This is a genomic window from Margalitia sp. FSL K6-0131 (assembly GCF_038008735.1).
Lineage (GTDB): Bacteria > Bacillota > Bacilli > Bacillales > Bacillaceae_C > Margalitia > Margalitia shackletonii.
The window spans coordinates 3271745-3294391 of sequence record NZ_JBBOZS010000001.1 but is presented as its reverse complement, the minus strand read 5'-3'; the positions used below and the strand labels follow the sequence as shown (position 1 = coordinate 3294391).

The 22647-nt window shown below is 34.5% G+C and carries 26 protein-coding genes and 1 pseudogene; 22 read left to right on the top strand and 5 right to left on the bottom strand.

Translation table 11 applies throughout. The features are described 5' to 3' along the window. The first annotated feature begins 295 nt into the window (after window positions 1–295). From spoVK to glnA, 5 genes are all read left to right on the top strand, one after another. Window positions 296–1237, top strand: coding sequence for a stage V sporulation protein K (gene spoVK, locus NSQ59_RS16170; protein WP_126649892.1), 942 nt, complete (start codon window positions 296–298; stop codon window positions 1235–1237). A gap of 329 nt (window positions 1238–1566) precedes the next feature. Beyond that, window positions 1567–2817, top strand: coding sequence for a GTPase HflX (gene hflX, locus NSQ59_RS16165; RefSeq protein ID WP_055740324.1), 1251 nt, complete (start codon window positions 1567–1569; stop codon window positions 2815–2817). Between the two features lie 16 nt (window positions 2818–2833). Beyond that, complete coding sequence (locus NSQ59_RS16160; protein WP_340832315.1) at window positions 2834–4096, top strand: methionine gamma-lyase family protein; 1263 nt, start codon at window positions 2834–2836, stop codon at window positions 4094–4096. Window positions 4097–4239: 143 nt separating this feature from the next. Next, a complete protein-coding gene (locus tag NSQ59_RS16155; protein WP_340832314.1) occupies window positions 4240–4644 on the top strand; it encodes a MerR family transcriptional regulator in 405 nt (134 codons plus the stop codon). Window positions 4645–4692: 48 nt separating this feature from the next. Then, window positions 4693–6027 (top strand): type I glutamate--ammonia ligase, encoded by a 1335-nt coding sequence (gene glnA, locus NSQ59_RS16150; protein WP_126649888.1) that lies wholly within the window; start codon window positions 4693–4695, stop codon window positions 6025–6027. A 355-nt stretch (window positions 6028–6382) separates the two neighbouring features. Here the strand turns inward: glnA and NSQ59_RS16145 are convergent, their stop codons facing one another. Both NSQ59_RS16145 and NSQ59_RS16140 read right to left on the bottom strand, forming a co-directional pair. Next, window positions 6383–6496, bottom strand: a complete 114-nt coding sequence (locus NSQ59_RS16145; protein WP_083489361.1) for a YjcZ family sporulation protein — start codon at window positions 6494–6496, stop codon at window positions 6383–6385. 47 nt (window positions 6497–6543) lie between these two features. Beyond that, the gene (locus tag NSQ59_RS16140; protein WP_161809284.1) at window positions 6544–6621 is read right to left on the bottom strand and encodes a YjcZ family sporulation protein; all 78 of its coding nucleotides are present in this window, start codon (window positions 6619–6621) and stop codon (window positions 6544–6546) included. 1006 nt (window positions 6622–7627) lie between these two features. Between NSQ59_RS16140 and NSQ59_RS16135 the strand changes: the two genes are divergently transcribed. From NSQ59_RS16135 to NSQ59_RS16115, 6 genes and pseudogenes are all read left to right on the top strand, one after another. Beyond that, window positions 7628–7711, top strand: a complete 84-nt coding sequence (locus NSQ59_RS16135) for a YjcZ family sporulation protein (protein WP_083489359.1) — start codon at window positions 7628–7630, stop codon at window positions 7709–7711. Window positions 7712–7938: 227 nt separating this feature from the next. Further along, window positions 7939–8490, top strand: coding sequence for a GNAT family N-acetyltransferase (locus NSQ59_RS16130; RefSeq protein ID WP_055740319.1), 552 nt, complete (start codon window positions 7939–7941; stop codon window positions 8488–8490). A 215-nt stretch (window positions 8491–8705) separates the two neighbouring features. After that, window positions 8706–9278: a GNAT family N-acetyltransferase gene (locus NSQ59_RS16125; protein WP_055740318.1), complete on the top strand. Its 573-nt coding sequence runs from the start codon at window positions 8706–8708 to the stop codon at window positions 9276–9278. Between the two features lie 193 nt (window positions 9279–9471). Beyond that, a pseudogene (locus tag NSQ59_RS27970) lies at window positions 9472–9540 on the top strand (YjcZ family sporulation protein); the annotation flags it as partial. A 271-nt stretch (window positions 9541–9811) separates the two neighbouring features. After that, window positions 9812–9976: a hypothetical protein gene (locus NSQ59_RS16120; RefSeq protein WP_163258629.1), complete on the top strand. Its 165-nt coding sequence runs from the start codon at window positions 9812–9814 to the stop codon at window positions 9974–9976. A gap of 220 nt (window positions 9977–10196) precedes the next feature. Beyond that, window positions 10197–10436 carry a hypothetical protein gene (locus NSQ59_RS16115; protein WP_055740317.1) on the top strand — a complete coding sequence of 80 codons (240 nt, stop codon included), beginning with the start codon at window positions 10197–10199 and terminating at the stop codon, window positions 10434–10436. A gap of 65 nt (window positions 10437–10501) precedes the next feature. Here the strand turns inward: NSQ59_RS16115 and lexA are convergent, their stop codons facing one another. Beyond that, complete coding sequence (gene lexA, locus NSQ59_RS16110; RefSeq protein ID WP_055740316.1) at window positions 10502–11125, bottom strand: transcriptional repressor LexA; 624 nt, start codon at window positions 11123–11125, stop codon at window positions 10502–10504. A 165-nt stretch (window positions 11126–11290) separates the two neighbouring features. Between lexA and yneA the strand changes: the two genes are divergently transcribed. The 7 genes from yneA to NSQ59_RS16075 all read left to right on the top strand — a co-directional run bounded on the left by yneA (window position 11291) and on the right by NSQ59_RS16075 (window position 16603). After that, window positions 11291–11614, top strand: coding sequence for a cell division suppressor protein YneA (yneA, locus tag NSQ59_RS16105; RefSeq protein ID WP_055740315.1), 324 nt, complete (start codon window positions 11291–11293; stop codon window positions 11612–11614). 9 nt (window positions 11615–11623) lie between these two features. Continuing rightward, window positions 11624–12265 carry a YneB family resolvase-like protein gene (locus NSQ59_RS16100; protein ID WP_055740314.1) on the top strand — a complete coding sequence of 214 codons (642 nt, stop codon included), beginning with the start codon at window positions 11624–11626 and terminating at the stop codon, window positions 12263–12265. A 111-nt stretch (window positions 12266–12376) separates the two neighbouring features. Beyond that, the gene (locus NSQ59_RS16095) at window positions 12377–12607 is read left to right on the top strand and encodes a DUF896 domain-containing protein (RefSeq protein ID WP_055740313.1); all 231 of its coding nucleotides are present in this window, start codon (window positions 12377–12379) and stop codon (window positions 12605–12607) included. Between the two features lie 158 nt (window positions 12608–12765). Further along, complete coding sequence (tkt, locus tag NSQ59_RS16090; protein ID WP_340832312.1) at window positions 12766–14772, top strand: transketolase; 2007 nt, start codon at window positions 12766–12768, stop codon at window positions 14770–14772. Window positions 14773–14929: 157 nt separating this feature from the next. Further along, complete coding sequence (locus NSQ59_RS16085) at window positions 14930–15673, top strand: polysaccharide deacetylase family protein (protein ID WP_340832311.1); 744 nt, start codon at window positions 14930–14932, stop codon at window positions 15671–15673. A 196-nt stretch (window positions 15674–15869) separates the two neighbouring features. Then, window positions 15870–16310 (top strand): sporulation inhibitor of replication protein SirA, encoded by a 441-nt coding sequence (sirA, locus tag NSQ59_RS16080; RefSeq protein ID WP_055740309.1) that lies wholly within the window; start codon window positions 15870–15872, stop codon window positions 16308–16310. A gap of 77 nt (window positions 16311–16387) precedes the next feature. Next, the gene (locus tag NSQ59_RS16075) at window positions 16388–16603 is read left to right on the top strand and encodes a YneF family protein (RefSeq protein WP_055740308.1); all 216 of its coding nucleotides are present in this window, start codon (window positions 16388–16390) and stop codon (window positions 16601–16603) included. 98 nt (window positions 16604–16701) lie between these two features. Here NSQ59_RS16075 and NSQ59_RS16070 read toward each other — a convergent pair whose 3' ends face one another. Next, window positions 16702–16911 carry a hypothetical protein gene (locus NSQ59_RS16070; RefSeq protein ID WP_340832310.1) on the bottom strand — a complete coding sequence of 70 codons (210 nt, stop codon included), beginning with the start codon at window positions 16909–16911 and terminating at the stop codon, window positions 16702–16704. 190 nt (window positions 16912–17101) lie between these two features. On the opposite strand from NSQ59_RS16070, the gene NSQ59_RS16065 reads away from it, so the two are divergent. Together NSQ59_RS16065 and NSQ59_RS16060 are read left to right on the top strand one after the other, a co-directional pair. Then, window positions 17102–18850 (top strand): ABC transporter transmembrane domain-containing protein, encoded by a 1749-nt coding sequence (locus NSQ59_RS16065; RefSeq protein WP_340832309.1) that lies wholly within the window; start codon window positions 17102–17104, stop codon window positions 18848–18850. A gap of 4 nt (window positions 18851–18854) precedes the next feature. Then, a complete protein-coding gene (locus NSQ59_RS16060) occupies window positions 18855–20642 on the top strand; it encodes an ABC transporter ATP-binding protein (RefSeq protein ID WP_340832308.1) in 1788 nt (595 codons plus the stop codon). A gap of 115 nt (window positions 20643–20757) precedes the next feature. Here NSQ59_RS16060 and NSQ59_RS16055 read toward each other — a convergent pair whose 3' ends face one another. Beyond that, window positions 20758–20952 carry an aspartyl-phosphate phosphatase Spo0E family protein gene (locus NSQ59_RS16055; RefSeq protein WP_055740258.1) on the bottom strand — a complete coding sequence of 65 codons (195 nt, stop codon included), beginning with the start codon at window positions 20950–20952 and terminating at the stop codon, window positions 20758–20760. A 294-nt stretch (window positions 20953–21246) separates the two neighbouring features. Here NSQ59_RS16055 and NSQ59_RS16050 point away from each other — a divergent pair, with 294 nt between their 5' ends. Both NSQ59_RS16050 and NSQ59_RS16045 read left to right on the top strand, forming a co-directional pair. Continuing rightward, the gene (locus NSQ59_RS16050; protein ID WP_340832306.1) at window positions 21247–21960 is read left to right on the top strand and encodes a cytochrome c biogenesis protein CcdA; all 714 of its coding nucleotides are present in this window, start codon (window positions 21247–21249) and stop codon (window positions 21958–21960) included. A 154-nt stretch (window positions 21961–22114) separates the two neighbouring features. Continuing rightward, the gene (locus NSQ59_RS16045; RefSeq protein ID WP_055740256.1) at window positions 22115–22471 is read left to right on the top strand and encodes a response regulator; all 357 of its coding nucleotides are present in this window, start codon (window positions 22115–22117) and stop codon (window positions 22469–22471) included. Window positions 22472–22647: the final 176 nt, after the last annotated feature.

Below are 22647 nucleotides of genomic sequence, written 5' to 3'. Positions count from 1 at the left end.
TAGTCACCTCCTCCTACTCGATTGTGACGATTTTCATTGGTAAGTAATGTTTGGGGATGTAGGGGAATAGAATGGATGTAAGGCATTATTTCTTGGGAAAGCGCATAAAATGACAAATAGATAAAAATATGAAGGAAATAGGGTGTATTTTGTCATTATTCGTATTTTTTGTGGTTGCTGATTAGGAAAAAATGGTGAAATATAAAGAATTTTACCGCGTTCTATTATTCATTAGGCATTTGTCACAATTTATGCTTCTAAGCGTATACTGTTTTTAGAATGTGAGGTGAACGCTTTGGATCAACCTATACGTTTGAAAAATAACGGACAAATTAGTATTGTACTTAATTCTCAGCAAAGAGAAATACCTCAACCAAGTATCCATAAGGAAGTTGTTCCAAAGACGAATTCCGTGGAGCATGAAGCACTTAGAGAAATTGAAACAGAATTAAGTGCTCTCGTCGGGATGGATGAAATGAAGAGAATGATAAAAGAAGTGTATGCTTGGATTTATATTAATAAAAAAAGAGAATCAGCGGGATTGAAAGTGAGTAAACAAGCGCTTCATATGATGTTTAAGGGGAATCCCGGGACTGGAAAGACAACAGTTGCAAGGATCATCGGAAAGTTATTTCAGAAAATGAATGTCTTATCCAAAGGACATTTAATCGAAGCTGAAAGGGCGGACTTAGTAGGAGAATATATTGGCCATACGGCACAAAAAACACGAGATTTAATAAAAAAAGCGATTGGTGGAATTCTTTTTATTGATGAAGCATATTCTCTTGGCCGTGGCGGGGAAAAAGATTTTGGAAAAGAAGCGATAGACACACTTGTTAAACATATGGAAGACAAACAGCATGAGTTTATTTTAATTTTAGCAGGCTATTCTAATGAAATGGACTATTTTTTAAGTTTAAATCCAGGACTTCATTCCAGATTTCCACTTGTCTTTCATTTTCCAGACTATTCTGTGGAACAACTGATGGAAATTGGAAAACGCATGTTAAATGAAAAGGAGTATATTCTTAGTCAGGATGCGGAGCGAAAGTTAAGAGAGCATCTTACTTTTATTAAAATGGTCAATCCAATAAGCTTTTCAAATGGACGATATGTCAGAAACATTATTGAAAAATCCATCCGTTCACAGGCGATGAGGCTCCTTTCTGATTCAACGTATGACCGATATGATTTATTAACATTGCGGAGTATTGATTTAGTTTTTCCGGATTCATAGTAATCAAAGCTAGTCGATATGACTAGCTGTTTTTTGCTTTTGGAAATGATAAAATTTCTAATATGGATAACCATTTATATAATTTGTTCAGCTTTAGTACTTATCGGATAGAGATTTCTTCGTCGCCTCCTTACGGAAAAGGATATAGGTCATGAACTATCTTGTTGGTCCCGCTTGACAGCGAAGCTGAATTTTGAAGAGTAATTTTACTCATCCGAAGCTGATGAGCGAAGGCTTGTGCTTTTTAATTGGATTGTAATTGTTAAGATATTTTTTTAAAAAAATTTGATAAGATGAAAAAGAGATGTTGTGGAAAGAGAGTTGTAGAGATGACGGAGATAATAAAAGAAAAGGCTATTTTGGTTGGATGCAGTTTACATGATAATGAGGAACGGTTTCAATACTCCATGGAGGAATTGGCTTCCTTAACGGAAACTGCACATGGCCAGGTAGTGACAATGGTATCCCAAAAACGGGAACGCATAGACTCTTCCACCTATATAGGCAAAGGAAAAGTGGAAGAAATAAAACGTATGGAAGAGGAATTGGAGACAGATTTAGTCATCTTTAATGATGAGCTTTCCCCCAGTCAGTTAAGGAATTTATCAAATATTTTAAATGGGCGGGTTATTGACAGGACTCAATTAATTCTAGATATATTTGCTGGAAGGGCTAGGTCTAAAGAAGGGAAATTGCAAGTGGAGCTTGCCCAGCTGCAATACTTACTGCCTCGCTTAATCGGTCAAGGTACCGAACTTTCAAGACTTGGGGGAGGAATTGGAACAAGAGGTCCAGGCGAAACAAAACTTGAATCAGATAGACGTCATATTAGAAGAAGAATTAGTGAGATTAAGAATCAGTTAGAAACCATTGTTAGTCACCGTGAACGATATCGTGAAAGAAGAAAGAAGAATAAAACATTTCAGCTTGCCTTAGTAGGCTATACAAATGCTGGGAAATCAACATTGTTTAATCGTTTGTCAAGTGCAGATTCATTTGAAGAAAATCTGCTATTTGCTACATTAGACCCATTAACAAGAAAAGTTATTTTGCCTAGCGGATATACGGCACTTTTAACCGATACAGTTGGGTTTATACAGGATTTACCAACCACCTTAATTGCAGCATTTAGCTCTACACTGGAAGAAGTGAAAGAAGCGGATATTTTGCTTCATATTGTGGATGCTTCAAATCCAGACTATCATAATCATGAAAAAACGGTTCATAAACTATTGGAGGAACTAGAAATGGACCACCTTCCGCAATTAACCGTGTATAATAAGATGGATGAACGTCATCCTGATTTTGTGCCAACAGCAGAAAATCATATAATGATTAGTGCATTAAGAATAGAAGATCGTCAACTTTTAAAACAAAAAATCGAAGAAGCAGCCATTCAAATAATGGTTCCTTATCATGTTCTAATACCGTCAACAGAAGGAAAGATTTTAGCACAGCTTAAAGTCGAAACCATCCTGCGGGAACTTGTTTTTCTAGAAGAAGCACAAATTTATAGATGCAAAGGATTCGCAATAGCAGATCATCCTGTGTTAGGTTTATTAGAACAATATCAGCAATAGAAGGAGCTCGCATAACATGTTTCAACACTTAATGAACGCAGAAAAATTGAAAGCAATCGTAGAGGACACAGAAAAACAAATAGCTGAAATTACCGATCAAATTGACAAAAGAGTAGATGAAAATCAATTTAGGGTTTTACAAAGCTTTCAAAATAATCGTGTTAGTGATACACACTTTATTCCTTCTACCGGTTATGGATATGACGATATCGGAAGAGATGCATTGGAAAATATCTATGCAGAAGTGTTTGGTGCTGAGAAAGGATTAGTTCGTCCGCAAATTATTTCCGGGACACATGCCATTTCCATTTCTTTATTTGGCATACTTCGCCCTGGGGACGAATTACTGTATATTACCGGAAAACCATATGATACATTAGAGGAAATTGTTGGCATTCGAGGAAGCGGAAATGGTTCATTAAAGGAATTCAATATCCATTATAATAGTGTTCCGTTGACTAATGAGGGAAAAGTGGATTTACAAGCTGTAAAGGAAGCAATTAAACCAAGCACTAAAATGATCGGTATTCAAAGATCGAAAGGATATGCAACAAGACCATCGTTTACAATTGATGAAATTGAACAAATGATTCTGTATGTGAAAAACATAAAACCCGATTTAGTCGTTTTTGTGGACAATTGCTATGGTGAATTTGTGGAGACAAAGGAACCATGCCATGTTGGAGCTGATATAATGGCTGGTTCGTTAATTAAAAATCCTGGTGGAGGCATTGCGAAAACAGGAGGATATATTGTTGGCAAAAAAGAATATATTGAATCATGTTCATACCGAATGACATCTCCTGGAATTGGTGCGGAAGCTGGAGCGACACTATATAGCCTCCAAGAAATGTATCAAGGCTTCTTTCTTGCACCTCATATTGTAGGACAAGCTTTAAAAGGTGCGGTATTCACCTCTGCTATTCTTGAGAAATTCAATATGAATACTCAACCTTCCTGGAACTCATACCGAACAGACTTGATTCAATCTGTTCAATTTGATGACCCGGATAAGATGATTGAATTCTGCCAGGCCATTCAATTTTCATCACCTGTCAACTCGTATGTAACCCCATACCCTAGTTACATGCCAGGTTATGAAGATGATGTTATTATGGCTGCGGGCACATTTATTCAAGGTGCAAGTATAGAATTAACTGCAGATGGGCCATTGCGGTCTCCGTATACGGCCTATGTTCAAGGAGGCTTAACCTATTCACATGTGAAAATTGCAGTCTGTTCTGCATTGGATCGCTTAATGAATAAAGGTTTAATATAAAAATAGGGAAGGGTCACCATGAAAAAAGGTGATCCTTTTTCTTTTAAAAAAAATGTATGTTAGAATTTCTAACATAATATTGACTATTTTTCTTACATAACATATAATCATAACATGCGAGAGGGAAGAAAGGAGAATGAAGCATGAACAAAAAAGAAATTAGACGTTCTATGCCAATTTTACCAATAAGTACAGTAATGCAGTTAACGGAACTCTCAGCACGTCAAATTAGATATTATGAAGAACATCAATTGATTTCACCTTCACGCACTGAAGGAAATCGCCGTCTTTATTCCTTAAACGATGTAGACTTACTCTTAGAGATTAAGGAGTTTTTAGAGCAAGGAATTAATATGGCGGGAATTAAAAAACTATTAACCATGAAAGCAACAAATGTAGAAGCAGAAAATGTTCAGCCTGTAGAAGAAAGCAAGACTATTATTTCCGACGAACAAATTCGCAGAGTTCTTCGCGAAGAAATGCTGCAGGCAGGAAGATTCCAGCGTCCATCCATGAAACAAAATGAAGTACCAAGATTTTATCATTAATGCTTCAAACTATTAAAAATTTATTTATCCTAGAGGAGGACATTCAAGGTGTCAAGGTATAGCAGAGAAGATATTGTCCGTATTGCTAAAGAAGAAAATGTTAAATTTATTCGTCTTCAATTTACAGATATTTTAGGGACGATTAAAAACGTTGAAATTCCTGTAAATCAATTAGGAAAAGCATTAGATAATAAAATGATGTTTGACGGTTCTTCTATTGAAGGTTTTGTTCGAATTGAAGAATCAGATATGTACTTATATCCTGATTTAGATACATGGGTTGTATTTCCATGGACTGCTGAAAAAGGAAAAGTTGCTCGATTAATTTGTGATATATATAATCCTGATGGAACTCCATTTGAAGGAGACCCGCGCAATAACTTAAAACGTATTCTTAAGGAAATGGAAGAACTAGGGTTTACTGATTTCAATCTTGGACCTGAACCAGAATTTTTCTTATTTAAATTAGATCAAAAAGGTGAGCCTACCCTTGAATTAAATGACAATGGTGGTTACTTTGACCTTGCACCTACAGATTTAGGTGAAAACTGCCGTCGTGATATCGTGCTTGAGTTAGAAGAAATGGGATTCGAAGTAGAAGCATCCCATCATGAGGTTGCTCCAGGACAACATGAAATTGACTTTAAATATGCACATGCCTTAAAGGCTTGTGATGATATTCAAACGTTTAAATTAGTGGTAAAAACGATTGCTCGCAAGCATGGATTACATGCAACATTTATGCCAAAACCATTATTTGGAGTGAACGGATCTGGTATGCATTCTAACCTCTCCTTATTCAAGAATGGCAAAAATGCTTTTTATGATCCAAATGGAGAATTAGAATTAAGCGATGTTGCTTATCAATTTATTGCAGGAGTTATCAAACATGCACCAAACTTTACTGCAGTAACAAATCCTACTGTTAACTCATACAAACGATTAGTTCCGGGATATGAAGCACCTTGCTATGTTGCATGGTCCGCTCAAAATCGCAGCCCGCTTATTCGAATTCCAGCATCACGCGGTTTAAGTACACGTGTGGAAGTTCGTAGCGTGGATCCGGCTGCTAATCCATACCTTGCAATGGCCGTATTATTGAAATCTGGATTAGACGGAATTAAAAATAGTTTACAGGCTCCGGCTCCTGTTGACCGTAATATCTATGTAATGAATAAACAAGAAAGAGAAGAAGCTGGAATTATTGACTTACCAGGAACTCTTATTCAAGCATTAGATAAATTGAAATCTGATGAAGTAATGGTTAGTGCTCTTGGAAGTCACATACTAGAACATTTCCTTGAAGCGAAAGAAATTGAATGGGATATGTTTAGAACACAAGTCCATCCATGGGAAAGAGAACAATATATGCAACAGTTTTAATAGAGAAGCCCCTTGACACTACCGGTGTTGAGGGGCTTATCATATTAAATAGTCAGTGAATGTGGATGTGTTTTCTAAAATATCCGCCTTCCTCTTCGGAACGAAAAGACGAAGGCAACAGCGAAAAATGAAAAGAATCTTCTCCTAAAACCATCTCGTATAAAAAATCCTCCTGGAGGCGGGTCCCCATCCATCATTCCTCTAAACGTTCTGCCATCACGCATTCTGACTTCAACTGGTTCCCCTCGGAATCTCATCATGGGATTCATATTTCCACTCCTTTCTATACTAAATTACCGATTAAACAAAAGGACAGAATCATCTGTCCTTAAAGTAGGATTTGATAGTCTAAATATTAACACCATGTAGATAATACAATGATTAACAAAATAAATAATACTACGATTAAAACAAAAGAACTTCCACCGTATGATGTTCCGCCATAGCTATAACCAGATCCGCAATACATCTATTACTCACCTCCGGCATCTTAAATATTTGTTACGATTTTGGAATTTAATAACCGCCTCCAGAGAAAGAAGTTCCTACAATGATAAGCAGAATGAACAATACTACAATTAAAGCAAATCCCATTCCAGTTCCTCCCATACTTAACACCCCCTGCATAATACTTGGATAACGATAAGTTACCCTCTTATACACTATGTAAATTTGATTAGTTTGAAATGGACAAACGTATAAAATAATAGATAAATCCTCAATATGTCTAATAGATTTTTGCCTTAACTAGAGAAAAGCGTATGCTATAAAACATACGCTTTTTTTGGAGGTGTTATATATGTGCTTATAGAGGATACGGATAATATAAAATATGCATAAATGAAAAAACAGTTTGGACGAGTAAATATTGAAAGTGAAAAATTTTAAAAATTGATATTTTAACCCTAGTTCATCTATCATTAAATAAACTCTTCATAAAAAACATTACAATATTAATAACATAAGGTGGTATTAATTCCTTACTGCGTTATCTAAATCTAAGATAAGCACTTACATCTCAAAACCTTAATTAGTTAAGGCTGAAAAAGTCAGGGAAAATTTTATTAGTGCTTATTGCTTCACACGAAACTAGTTTTTCGCACATTTAGCAAAAATAATGTTTTAGCGATTGGACCTGTGGATTAGTGTAGATATAGAAGATAAAGACTGCGGCTTACCGACTAAGGATATAAGAATATCAGCATATTTGAGTTCTTTTAACTGCGTAAAATAGTTCCCGTTTGTTAAAAAAGAAATTATAATAGGACTAATACGGAGTGTATTTTTACTATGGCCATTCATATATTTTATTTAAAATCTATAATTACTTATACACTCGTCCAAACAGATTAATAATGTTTTACATAATTTATATTAGCCATATCCTCCACTGGCACCATAAAGATCACCTCCAAAAAAGCGTATGTTTTATAGCATACGCTTTTGCTCATTGAGCTTAAATCTTTTAGACAAACATGGATTTTCTATTATTTTATACCGTTTGTCCATTCCATAGCATTAGAATTTACATATTTTAATAGTGGAGAAGCTGATAGCATCCATTTTATGAGTAGGAGGTGTTTAGATAGGAGCTTCAGGAATGGGAGTAGCTTTAGCTTATATAGTAGTATTGTTTATTCTTCTTATCATAGTAGGTACATCTTCCACTGGCAGAGCTTATTAATGAAACAATGGTTATAAAATTAATATATTGGATGTGAAAAACTTATGTATTGTGGATCTGGTTATAGCTATGGCGGAACAACTTATGGTGGCAGTTGTTGAATGACAATAAAGTTGTTTAAAAATTTCAAACGTTTTATTCCAATAATGGCCAAATTGTTGCATAATTGAATATAAAAGTTGTGCCATATATTCGTATGGATATTCCTGTCTTAAGGAGGTAATTTAATGAAAATTGAAACTAACCGGCTACTGATTAAAACATTTGAAAAACATCATCTGAATGACGTTTATGATATCTATAATGATGACTCAACATGTCAATATCTTTTGCATGATAAATGGACCCATGAAAATAAAGAAAGGGAATTTGATAAGAAATTAAATAATAATCAATTAACAAAGGAAAATGCCTTGAGCTTAGCGGTCTTAATGGACGGTAAAGTAATTGGCGATTTATCTATTAGGTACACAGATATGAAAGATACTGTTGAAATTGGTTATACATTTTCAAAATCTGTGTCTGGACAAGGATATGCAACAGAGGCTGTTATTGCACTAATAAACCATTTATTTGAAGTTGTACAAGTCCACCGTATTCAAGCGAATCTAGATGCACGAAATACAGCATCAGAAAAATTATGTAGAAGGGTTGGGATGAGAAAAGAAGCTCACTTTATACAAGACTTTTGGAATAAAAATGAGTGGACCGATAGTATTGTATTCGGAATGCTAAAAACTGACTTTAATAAGTTCAACTCCGAAAGAGGGAACCATTGAAAAAGTATTATCGAATAGTGACTCTGAGTTAGGAGTAGAAGCCTTTAAGAAGAGAAGCGATAACAAGTAGGTTTACTCAAGAATTGGGCCAGATTGTTTAGGAATGTTTTCAGTACAAATAAGGAATAACGGATGTCTTAAATTCTGCAATTCCGAATGAAATGAAAATGAAGATTTACATACCAATTGAGGTTTAACCTAAGGGAGGAAGTAACATAAATATTGAAAAAGTTTTCGCGGGTTTTCCAGTATTGGAATCTACGAATCTGATATTAAAAAAAATCGAAGAGGTACACTTACAAGAATTATATTCGATTTACGACAATGACAAAGTATTCAAATATTGCGGAATGATTCCCAGACATAACTTACAAACGGTAAGTAAGATGATTGGTCATTTTGATAAGGATTACGATAAAAAAAGAAGAGTCAAGTGGGGTATCTTTCAGAAGAATCAAAGTAATAAATTGGTTGGAATTTTGGAATCTATGGACTTTAACCAAAAAGTGAACGTGGTAACTATTGGTTATTATTTGGCAGAAGATTATTGGGGTAAGGGCATTGCAACCGAATCCGTTCATACGTTAGTAAAATTTTTATTTGAAGAAGTTAATATTAACAGAATTCAAGCAGAGGTGATGCCTGCAAACGAGATCTCAAAGAAAGTCCTCTTGAAAAACGGATTTATGAAAGAAGGATTGTTAAGACAAGCTTCTTTATGGTCAGACAAAGGAGTTGTTGATTTAGAAATATACAGCATACTTAAAGAGGAATACACGAATAATTAAATTTTTTAACCCATCCTCACTTGGAAGGGCTTATAACTCCAAAATTTAAACGACTTTATTGTTACTTGTTTAAAGTGTTATTCGATAATTAATCTAAAAATTAAAAAACTTTATTCTTCCCCGTCCATTAAAATGGACGGGGAATACGCATTTGGCGGTTTAAAAATAAACAACTTTATTGTAATTCAACAGAAGTTCCTTCGTATTAATTGTAGTATTGTTCATATTATTAAATATTGTTCTTTTTTCTAGGACTTACTAAATCGTCGAAAAATTTCTTAATGGGAAAAATGTAAGGTTCTATCCTTAAATTGTTTGAGATAAAAACTTGTTCTTGTACGCAATTTTCTTCTTGGGAAAGAATACATTAATTAAGCATGTAAGAATAGATGCCCCCCTTGATACCACTGGTGTTTAGAGGGGTTCAATTAGGTTCGAATATTACAGCAATAATAAACTCCTAATTTTTCTATTATGATAAGTGCATGATTTTGTATTTACAGCAAATACTAAAAGAAAAGGAGTGAAAGTATATGAAATGGAATGATGATGCGGCTCCTAATAATAATATTCCATCGGAAGTATTGAAGTCCTCCAAGTTTATTTCTAACGAACAAAAAGAACATGAGTTTTCCGAAGAGTTATCAGATGGCGGCGAGAGAGATGAGGCCATCAAACAACAATTAAAAAACAATTGAGTTACATAGCGCCTTGTATTTGGCGCTTTTTTTTTATCATTGGATTATATATAAGTTGGCGGCCAAACTCCCATAATCTTATTTGAAGATTAATGTTTATTATTTTGGTTGAATGTACAAGCTTAAAGTCAAAATAATAATAAAATATTTTAAGAGAAATCATCAAGGTATAGGGGACGAGCATAAGATAATATTATGAGAAAACCGGAGGTGGTATAAAGTGTTTGAGATCTATGATGTTGCCATTATTCCGTTAATTCTTGGGGTGGTGGAGTTATTTAAGAGAGCAGGATTGCCAAAAAAATATTCGCCATTCTTAGCTGTAATCCTAGGACTGTTATTTGGAATATTTTATTTAGGAACTAGTATAAAACAAGGAATAATTGTTGGTTTAATGCTAGGTTTATCCGCAAGCGGATTATATAGTGGAACCAAAAATATGGCGAAAAGTGATAAATAAGTCTACTAAAATATTATTTAACCCAAAAGGCAAGAAATGTATTTCTAACCTTTTGGGTTTTTCTTTTAATGAATTACTTGTCGATATAGTCCGATTACTTTTCCTAAAATAATTACATTTGGTAAAATAATCGGTTCCATTGTTGAATTTTCAGGCTGCAAACGAATATAATCTTTTTCTTTAAAAAATCTTTTAACCGTTGCTTCGTCCTCTTCTGTCATTGCCACCACTATATCACCGTTGTTTGCAGTCTGCTGTTGGCGAACTATAACATAATCTCCATCTAATATGCCTGCCTCAATCATACTTTCCCCAACTATCTCCAACATAAATACATTCTCATCGCCAGGTGCTAAATGTTCAGGCAAAGGGAAATATTCTTCAACGTTTTCTATAGCTGTTATTGGCATTCCGGCCGTAACTTTTCCTACTAAAGGTACATTTACTACTATTTGCTGAGGGATTGAATCATTCATTAAATCTAGAACTTCTATCGCTCTTGGTTTGGTTGGGTCTCTACGAATTAATCCTTTGCTTTCAAGTCTGGAAAGATGGCCGTGTACAGTTGAACTGGAGGCTAAGCCGACGGCTTCTCCGATTTCGCGAACAGATGGTGGATAGCCTTTTAGCTTTACTTCTTGCTTGATAAAATCCAATATATCTTGTTGCCTTTTAGAAAGTTTTGTCATATTTAACACCTCAACAATCGAAAATTCGACTTTTTATTAATTCCATTATAGCATTACATTTCCAGATATACAAACATAAGTTCGAAAAAAATATTGACACCAAACTAATGTTCTTATTATAATAAAATCAATAAAGCGAACATATATTCGAAAGAGGGATGTAAAATGTCATTGTTATGGAAAAAATATTCATATGCTATTATTCTAGTTATCCTTTCATTTATCCTCGGAATCACCATGATATTTCAATTAGATGATCATTCCGACAACTATACGCATATTACTGTTTCAGATGGCCAGTCATTGTGGTCGATAGCAAATACATATAAAATGGAAAATGGTATGACTAAGTCAGACTTTATTAAATGGGTACAAAATGAAAATCATTTAGTTTCTACAAATATAAAGTCAGGACAGACCATTATAATTCCAATTAAAACCAAAAGCAAAGAATACAACATACAACAATTAGCATCAGATGCAAAGTAGGTAATATGAATGAATACAGTTATTTATTGTCGAGTCAGTACAACAAAACAAACACAAGAAACATCCTTAGCACGTCAGGAAGAAGAATTGCTTTCAGCTGCAAAAGCATGGAATCTTACCGTTGTTAATGTTATCCATGATCAAGCTAGCGGCTATGAATTAGATCGGCCAGGTGTGCTTGAGATGTTAGACAACATTAAAACAAATAAAATTGAATCCGTTATTATTCAAGATGAAACAAGACTTGGAAGGGGTAATGCAAAGATTGCATTGCTTCATTGCTTAAATAAAGAAAATGTAAAAGTATTTAGTTTAGACCATAATGGTGAGTTAGAGCTTTCTGAGTCGGATTCTATGGTTCTGAGTATCGTCAGTATGGTAGAGGAGTACCAACGTAAATTACATAATTTAAAAATAAAACGTGGGATGAGAAGAGCAGTGGCAAAAGGGTATCATCCCGAAAAAAATTTGCATGGTAATGGAAATGCATTAGGAAGAGAACGGAAGGATGTCCCTATTGAGGAGATTGTCCGATTAAGGAATAATGGCCTTACGTTTGCAGAAATAGCCGCCACAATGCGAGGTTTTGGCTATAATGTATCAAAAGCCACTGTGCATAGAAGATTTCAAGATTATACGCAAACATTATAATCGTAGCATAACAAACGTTTTAAAGCTCTTTTCTTGAAAAAGGGCTTTTTTTTTAGTAACATTACTTTGATTAAAGGCAGGATATTTATCCTTCTGTAAAGGAGTAACTTTATGCTATCAAAAGAGAAAATAGCGAGAATAAATGAACTTGCAAAAAAATCGAAGGAGCAAGGTTTGAGCAAGGAGGAAGCGAAAGAACAATCAAAATTACGAAGAGAATATCTAGATTCTTTTCGTTCATCTATGAAAAATACAATAGAGAAGGTCAGGGTGTTTGACCCGAATGGTGACGAAGTAACACCTAAAAAAGTTCGTGATCTTCAAAATAAAAAACTCCATTAAATGCTAGGTCTAATAAATTTATTGCTTCAAATACTAGTTCCATCTGGGATTTAATAATTATTTATGAAAAATAGATGATAATTTATTGAGTTAATGTACTAAACATAAGATAATAATACAGTGATAATATATTTTATTTAGGAAAGGATGCATGAAATTTGTTTGATAATACAGATCAATTAGCCGTTACGACTATTAGAACACTATCCATCGATGCAATTGAAAAGGCAAATTCGGGTCACCCTGGTTTACCTATGGGGGCAGCTCCAATGGCGTATACTTTATGGACTCGTTTTATGAATCATAACCCAAAGAATCCAAAATGGTTTAATCGTGATCGCTTTGTTTTATCCGCTGGCCATGGTTCTATGCTTTTATATAGTTTACTTCATCTCTCCGGATATGGCTTGGGCATGGATGAATTGAAGAATTTCCGTCAATGGGGAAGCAAAACACCAGGTCATCCGGAATATGGACATACTGATGGAGTAGAAGCAACTACAGGTCCATTGGGTCAAGGTATTGCAATGGCAGTAGGGATGGCAATGGCAGAACGTCATATTGCAGGTGTTTATAATAAGGATAATTTTGAATTAATTAATCATTATACATATGCACTTTGTGGTGATGGCGATTTAATGGAGGGAATTTCAAGTGAAGCTGCGTCTTTAGCTGCACATTTGAAATTAGGTCGATTAGTAGTATTGTATGATTCTAATGATATTTCTTTAGATGGTGATTTAGATAAGTCATTTTCAGAAAGTGTTGAAGGCCGTTTTAAATCCTACGGATGGCAATATATTCGTGTAGAGGATGGTAATAATTTCGAGGAAATTGCTAAGGCACTTGAAGAGGCGAAATCTGATGTTACTCGTCCTACAATGATTGAGGTTAAAACCGTTATCGGATATGGTTCTCCAAATAAATCTGGAAAATCCGCAGTTCATGGTGCTCCACTTGGTGCTGATGAATTAAAATTGACAAAAGAATTTTATAAATGGACATTCGAAGAAGATTTCCATGTTCCATCTGAGGTTTACGACAGATTTAATGAAAAAATTGTAGACGCTGGAGCAAAAAAAGAAGAGGAATGGAATCAATTATTTGAGCAATACAAAAATAAATATCCTGAGCTAGCTTCGCAACTAGAGCAGTCTTTAAATGGGGAACTTCCTCAAGATTGGGATAAGGATATTCCTGTTTATGAAGAGGGCAAAAGCCTTGCAAGCCGTGCATCAAGTGGTGAGGTTTTAAATGCCATTGCCAAAAATGTTCCTACCTTTATTGGAGGATCTGCTGACCTTGCCGGTTCCAATAATACAATGATAAAAGGTGAAAAAGATTTCACACCGGAATCTTATGATGGTCGAAATATCTGGTTTGGAGTTCGTGAGTTTGCGATGGGAGCAGCTATGAATGGGATGGCTCTTCATGGCGGATTAAAAGTTTATGGCGGAACGTTCTTTGTTTTCTCTGATTATTTACGACCTGCGATTCGTCTTGCAGCATTAATGAAATTGCCTGTTACTTATGTATTTACACATGACAGTATTGCAGTTGGTGAAGATGGTCCGACACATGAACCGATCGAACAATTAGCAGCTTTAAGGGCGATGCCGAATATTTCTGTTATCCGTCCTGCGGATGGTAATGAAACGGCTGCAGCTTGGAGAGCAGCATTAACATCAAAGGATAAACCTACAGCATTAGTTTTAACAAGACAAGGTTTACCAACACTAAAATTAACAGAAGAAAATGCACAAACTGGCGTAGAAAAGGGAGCATATATCGTTTCTCCGTCTCAAAAGACAACTCCAGATGTGATGATTCTTGCATCAGGTTCTGAAGTGCATCTTGCAGTTGAAGCACAAGCCGTACTTCAAAAAGAAAATATCGATGCTTCTGTCATCAGTATGCCTTCTTGGGATCGTTTTGAACAACAAAGTAAAGAATACAAAGAATCTATTCTTCCGAAATCTGTGAAGAAAAGATTTGCTATTGAAATGGCTGCCCCATTCGGATGGGATCGCTATGTAGGAGATGAAGGAGAAATCCTTGCAATTGAAGGTTTTGGTGCTTCTGCGCCAGGCGGAAAAATTATGGAAGAATACGGATTTACCGTTGAAAATGTTGTAGGTCGTATAAAGGCATTACTTCAAAAATAAGAATTTGATCCAGCAAAAAACACGCAATTTATGCGTGTTTTTTTGCTTAAGGAATGATTTCAATATAAAATTTTTTTCCATTTTTTAAAAGACATATTAAGTGATGAAATAAGGGAATCTAAAGTAAATGACTCTTTGTATATGAGAGGATTACTTTATGAAAAAAATATGGATAATTGTAATACTTTTTATCACTATTACACTTTTTGATAACGGTACAGTTCTTTCCAAATCGACTAAGAGGTTTGAGTTTGAAAAAACTGGCGATGCTATTTGGAATGCAAGGACAACTAAAAAAATTGTTGCATTAACTTTTGATGATGGTCCAGATCCATTATATACCACTCAAATACTAAAGCTCTTAAAAAAGTATAATGCAAAAGCTACTTTTTTTGTTATAGGGGAACATGTAGGGGAATACCCAGAAATAGTGCAGGATGAAGCAAAGCAAGGACATGAAATTGCTAATCATACATATAGCCATCATTTTTCAGCCAATTTGTCCAAGAAGCATTTGTTACATGAGATGGAAAAGACAGAAAAAATTATTAAAGAAACAACTGGATTAAGCCCAGCATTCTTTCGCCCTATAGGAGGATATTATAATAAACAAATTATCCAAGCTTCAAGGGAAGCGGGGTATCGAGTAATTATTTGGACATGGAATCAGGACTCTAGAGACTGGAAAGAACTAAGGGCATCAAAAATTGCAGAAAATATATTATCAGACACAATGCCTGGAGATATCATATTAATGCATGATGGAGGTGGCGACCGTAGTCGAACAGTCAAAGCTTTAGAAATTATTTTACCCCAATTAAAGAAAGCTGGATACGAAATGGTCACGGTTTCAGAGCTGTTAATGAAAACAGAGTATGATGGTGTCCCTTTTTATCAATAAACTCGATCATTCAACATTGACTTTGAATAGTTTATAAAATAAAAGAGTTTTAATGATAATGTGAAAATATAACGGGTATTCTGATTTCTGTCTTTTTTCGACAAAAGAAACAAAATTTTTAAACAACTTATGACAATAAATGCACTACTCTTTCTATATAATGATAGGAAAGAAAAACTCGGGAGTGAGATTTTTCATGAGATCCTATCAAATCTATTCAATTGAAAAGGAAGTAGCAGAATACTATTATGGAAGAGAAAGAATGTTCTATGATTTATTTTTCCAATACCTATATGTAAGTGGGAATCTAAAAGAAATTATTAGAAAACAAATAAAATATATCACAAAACCTCTTCCTATATTAAGTATTCATCATTTAATGAATCAATCTCTGGCAAAGAAGAATGAGTTAATTTGGGACGGAAGAAAATATCATATGAAAGGGAATACTCATGAAAACGGAGTGGAGTTTCAATTGGAAGAGCAAAAACTTTTAATACAAGCATGGGGAAACTATGATTCCGAATCAATTTTTTTAGAAGCATTAAGAAAATTTGATGGACGTTTACTCGCAATTGATATTGAAAATGAGCGTTTTGGATGGATAAAACCGATAAAAGAGCGTAAATTCGTTTGAAACATAAATGAAATATTGTATAATGGTTGAGGATTTAGTACACTGAAATGTGACAACATGAAGGAGGAAATAAAGCAATGGCCTGGTGGGGATATTTATTAATCGTCGTGGCACTACTTGTAGGAATTGCCATTGGATTTTTCATAGCACGAAAATATATGATGAACTACTTAAAGAAAAATCCACCAATTAATGAACAAATGCTTAAAATGATGATGACACAAATGGGTATGAAACCATCCCAGAAGAAAATCAATCAAATGATGAATGCGATGAACAAACAAATGAAATAATGCATCCTAATAAGAAGTATATTAGGATAAAGAGTGAATTCCCGATTCACTTATAGTATAAAAAAACACTATTTCCTAACAGAAATAGTGTTTTTTTATTAATCTCTCCAGGGATTATTACTGTTGAATTCTTCTACTACTTCATCAATTGTATTAATTATATTTTGATTACTTTGTTGACTCGTTTGATTATCTGTATGGACATCACTTTTAGCATCCTGAGCTATGTTCTCAAATGTTTCGTTTACCGTTTCCATAATATTATCGTTGCTATTGGAAAGATTTTCTTTGAAATTTTGATTTTCCATTTTTTTCACCTCAGGCATAGATTGTGTAAAGTTTCGAAAATTATTCAGTTGCCATAATCAAAATGAAATATTATTTTCCTTTTTATCAACTAAAAGTGTCCTATTCCCTACTTTTCGAATGAAAGAATATTTGATAAAATTAGAAAGCATTTGTAAATTCAGACAATGTTTAACTGACGGGGGAAAAGAAATGAAAGTGTTTTTGGATTTAATGTGGTTTTTTAAGCAAGAAAAAAAACCATATATAGTTGGAATATCTATATTAGCGTTTGTCGCTATTTTGCAGTTAGTTCCACCTAAAGTGGTGGGTTATATTGTAGATGAAATTAAAGATAATAAACTTACCCCCATACTGCTTGGCAAGTGGGTGTTTGTTTTGGTTGTCGTAGCTTTAGCTATGTATATATTAAGGTATTATTGGCGAATCATGATATTTGGTTCTTCCTATAAGCTTGCCCGCGTTCTACGCAACCGTCTTTTTCATCATTTTACCAATATGTCCCCATCCTTTTATCAAAAAAATCGTGTAGGGGATTTAATGGCTCATGCAACCAATGACCTTCAAGCTATCCAAGGTACAGCGGGAAGCGGGGTTTTAACACTAGTTGATTCTATTATGACTGGTGGTTCCGTTATTATTGCAATGGCTGTCACAATTAGCTGGAAATTGACGCTAATTGCATTGATTCCGATGCCTATAATGGCCATTCTGACTAGCTATTATGGGTCAATTTTACATAGGCGATTTCATAAGGCACAGGCGGCGTTTTCTGATTTAAATGACAAAACGCAAGAAAGTATAAATGGAATTAAGGTTATTAAAACCTTTGGGCAAGAAAAAGATGATATCGCATCCTTTATCAAGCAATCGGATGATGTCGTAAAGAAAAATATATCTGTTTCAAGGATTGATGCCCTTTTTGATCCGACTATTTCGATAATCATTGCTATATCATTCTTTTTATCGATTATTTTTGGTTCACGATTAGTGATTAATCATGAATTGACGATAGGCGGTTTAATATCCTTTACAACCTACATCGGGTTACTAACATGGCCAATGCTTGCGTTCGGAAGTATTTTTAATATTATGGAACGTGGAAGAGCATCTAATGATCGTGTAAAAAAACTATTAGCGGAACAGGTTGAAATTAAAGACAAACCAAATGCATTAAACGAAATTCCATCTGGCTCTATTTCATATGCTATAGAATCTTTCCGTTATCCGAATGAGGAAAAAGAGATATTAAGAGATATTTTCTTTTCCATTAATCAAGGGGAAACTTTAGGGATTGTCGGAAAAACTGGAGCTGGTAAGACGACATTGTTAAAGCTATTGATTCGTGAATTTGAAGGTTACAAAGGGAAAATAGAATTTGGAGGACATTCTATTCAGGATTATAAAATGGATAGTCTTCGTCATTCCATTGGCTATGTACCTCAAGATCATTTTTTGTTTTCCGCTACTGTTGGAGAAAATATTGCGTTTACCAATCCATCGATGTCAAAAGAGAAAGTAGTAGATGCGGCTAAATTAGCACATATTCATGATGATATTGTCGAATTTACAGATGGCTACGATACGATTGTGGGAGAGAAAGGTGTTTCCCTATCAGGTGGTCAGAAACAAAGAATTTCGATTGCAAGAGCGTTAATTATGGACCCAGAGGTATTGATGTTGGATGATTCTCTCTCTGCGGTTGACGCAAAAACAGAGGAATCTATATTAAAATCTTTAAAGGAAGAAAGAACTGGGAAAACGACAATTATTACTGCTCACCGTTTAAGTGCTATTAAGCATGCGAATATGATTATTGTTTTAGATGAGGGAAAAATTATTGAACGTGGTAATCATGATGAGCTAATCAATAAAGGCGGCTGGTATAAAGAAATGTATGACCGTCAACAGCTTGAAGAACTTGTGGAGCATGGGGGATAATGAAATGGATAAGATGACATCAATGTCCGGGAAGGAACAACGTAAAGTATTATTTCGACTAATGAGTTATACAAAACCCCATTTAAAGATTATTATATTCGCTTTTACATTGTTATTGCTAGCGACTTTGGGTGATATATATGGACCAATTATTATCCAACGATTTATTGATGATTATTTAACCCCGCATCATTTTCCATATAAGCCGCTTGTTACTTTAGCATGTCTTTATATTGGGATCCAAATATTTAAAGTTGTTATTTCTTATTTTCAAATTTTTAAGTTTCAGGAAATCGCCATCAAAATTATTCAGCAGCTGAGAATTGATGTGTATTCCAAGGTGCAAACATTAGGAATGCGTTATTTTGATAAGACACCCGCGGGAAGTATTGTTTCAAGAATTACGAATGATACAGAAGCTATCTTTGATATGTTTGTAAATGTAATGGTTACCTTTATCCAGGGCAGCTTTTTATTAGTAGGTATTTTTATTGCTATGTTCTCTTTAAATACAAAGCTCGCATTATTTTGTTTATGTATATTGCCATTAATATTCTATGTTATGGTACTATATCGAAAATTTAGCTCAGTATTTTACCAGGAAATGCGCGAGCGACTAAGTCAGTTGAATGCCAAATTAAATGAGTCTCTGCAAGGGATGTCCATTATCCAAGTATTTCGACAAGAGAAGAGACTTAGAGATGAATTTGCTGAAATAAATGAAAAGCATTATAAAGCTGGAATGAGAAATATTAAGATTGATGGATTATTACTTCGACCGGCCATCGATTTAATCTATGTTTTTGCTTTAATTATTGTTTTAAGCTTTTTCGGTATAACATCGTTCCAACATACAGTGGAAATTGGTGTATTATATGCATTTGTTAACTATTTAGATCGATTTTTTGAACCTGTCAATCAAATGATGTTTCGCTTGTCTATGTTTCAGCAAGCTATCGTAGCAGCATCGAGGATTTTTAAAGTAATGGATGAGCAGGAAGTAGCACCTATTCAAGAGAACCGAAAACAATTAAAAATTGTAGAAGGCGAGATTGAATTTAGAAATGTAAGCTTTTCCTACGATGGAAAGCGTGAAGTTTTAAAAAATATTTCCTTTGTTGCTAAGCCAGGTCAAACCGTAGCTTTAGTAGGGCATACTGGTAGCGGAAAAAGCTCTATTATTAATTTAATGATGAGGTTCTATGAGTTTGAAAAAGGAGAAATAATCATTGATGGAAAATCTATAAAAGAGTACCCCATGTCGGAATTACGTAACAAAATGGGGTTAGTACTTCAAGATCCGTTTTTATTCTACGGTACGATAAAAGACAATATTCGTCTTCATAATAATGCAATTACAGATTCAGAAATTGAAGAGGCAGCTAAATTTGTGCAGGCACATACCTTTATAGAGAAAATGGATGACCGCTATTCCCATAAGGTTGTAGAACGTGGTGCCACTTTTTCTAGTGGTCAACGTCAGTTAATAGCGTTTGCCAGAACCATTGCAACAGATCCAAAAATTTTAGTTTTGGATGAAGCAACAGCAAACATAGATACGGAAACGGAAGAATTAATTCAGGATGCCTTAGAGAAAATGCGTAGAGGTCGTACTACCATTGCGATTGCCCATCGCCTTTCCACCATTCAGGATGCAGATTTAATATTGGTGCTACATCAGGGCGAGGTAGTAGAGAGAGGCACACATCAAGAATTAATTGCAAAAAGAGGACTGTATCATAAAATGTATTTATTACAGAACGGAATGGCCGAATTAGAGCAAAGCATATAAGAAAAGCGTAGAAGCAAGACAGAGATTAATTTGTTAAATAAATTTACAGTAGTAAACATATACTTTTAAAAAAAACGAGTGGTTGCTATCACTCGTTTTTTTATTCAGTACTAGATTATGAACTTTTATTTGTAACAAGAGAGGAAGATGTCCTTTTAACAATGTAAATTTCGTTATATTGATTCAGTAATTGATCCAATTCTTGACTATAAAGAATTGTATTTGGAGAGTGCAGTCCCTCAATCATAACCATTTCTATTAATTCAGCTCGTTTTTTTTCTATTAGGATGGAAAGTTGATCTTTTGACACGGCTGTGTTCCTTTCATTAATAGAGTGACAATATAAACATTTTGAAAAAATAATAGATTATTAATAGTATAACCATTCTTTTACACTTTTTCAAAAAGAAGTTCTTTTTCCTAATTGTAAAAAAAGCGGAGTGCCATAAAAACGTCACATGTTACCTATTCATTTATTTAGCATAAATTTGGTAAAATATAAGAGGAATCGTTGATTTTACGAATTCCGTACAACGATAACCAAGGAGATTGTGTATTTGATCTTTTACTGACAAAGTCAGATAATTAGCAGGAGTTGTGATATATGTCTAATGTGGATTTGAATTTTTTTCTAGCTCTTGGAGCTGGTTTTCTAAGTTTTATTTCGCCTTGTTGTTTGCCACTCTATCCGGCATTTATTTCTTACATAACTGGAATGTCCGTTAATGAACTTAAAACGGAAAATGCCATGCTACAAAAGAGAAGTATGCTTCATACCCTATGCTTTATATTAGGTTTTTCTATTGTATTTATTGCTTTAGGGTACAGCGGTTCATTTATTGGACATCTTTTTCGCGATTATAAGAATCTGATTAGACAGATTGGTGCAATCCTCATTGTCTTTTTTGGATTAGTTGTTATAGGTTTTTTGAACCCGAAATTTATGATGAAGGAGCATAAATATCATTTTAAAAGCCGCCCTTTTGGCTTTGTCGGCTCCATTTTGATTGGTATTGCTTTTGCAGCTGGATGGACTCCTTGTACAGGCCCAATTCTAGTAGCACTTTTTTCTTTAACTGTTTCGAATCCCGGGTCCGCAGTAATCTATATGGTTGCCTATGTCTTAGGATTTGCCATCCCATTTTTCGTTCTTTCCTTTTTTATTGGAAAACTGCAATGGATACGTAGACACAGTGCAAAAATTGTAAAAGTTGGCGGAGCAATAATGATTATTATGGGAGTATTCCTTTTCTTTAATTGGATGACCATCATAACCAGCTATATGAGTTTATTATTCGGAGGGTTTCAAGGTTTCTAAAGTGGTTTTATTCATTTTCGGATAATGAAGCTTTTAGGTAAATAGTACTTTCTCACAATTATATTGCATGAAATGGAAGTTATTTGATATAGTTAATGTAATAATAGTATGAATCTTTCGGTAATATGGTGTGTTGGGTGAGGGGGAAGCATCTTTGGCAAAAGTGTTAGTAGTAGATGATGCAAAATTTATGAGAGTAACATTAACGAATATGCTGAAACAAGGAAATCATGAAGTGATTGGAGAGGCAGAAAATGGACGGCAAGCAACAGAACTATACCGATCACTGAAGCCAGATGTAGTAACAATGGATATTACTATGCCAGAAATGACTGGAATTGAAGCAGTGAAACAAATAATAGGTGAATTTCCTGATGCCAAGATTATTATGTGTTCCTCTATGGGGCAACAGCAAATGGTCTTAAGTGCGATAGAGGCAGGTGCCAAAGACTATATTGTAAAACCGTTTGACGAAAGCAGAGTGAATGCTGCGATCAGCAGAGTACTGTAGAACCATTCGATAAATAAGTCGGATGGTTTTTTTCATATATCGTTCATGATTTGGGTATTTGTGTTCTGAACAAAATTCGTTATAATAAGAGAGTGAACTTAATACTTGACACCAATTTAGTATATAATATTATATAAAAATAACATAAATAATAGGCTTTTTTCATATTTATGGTT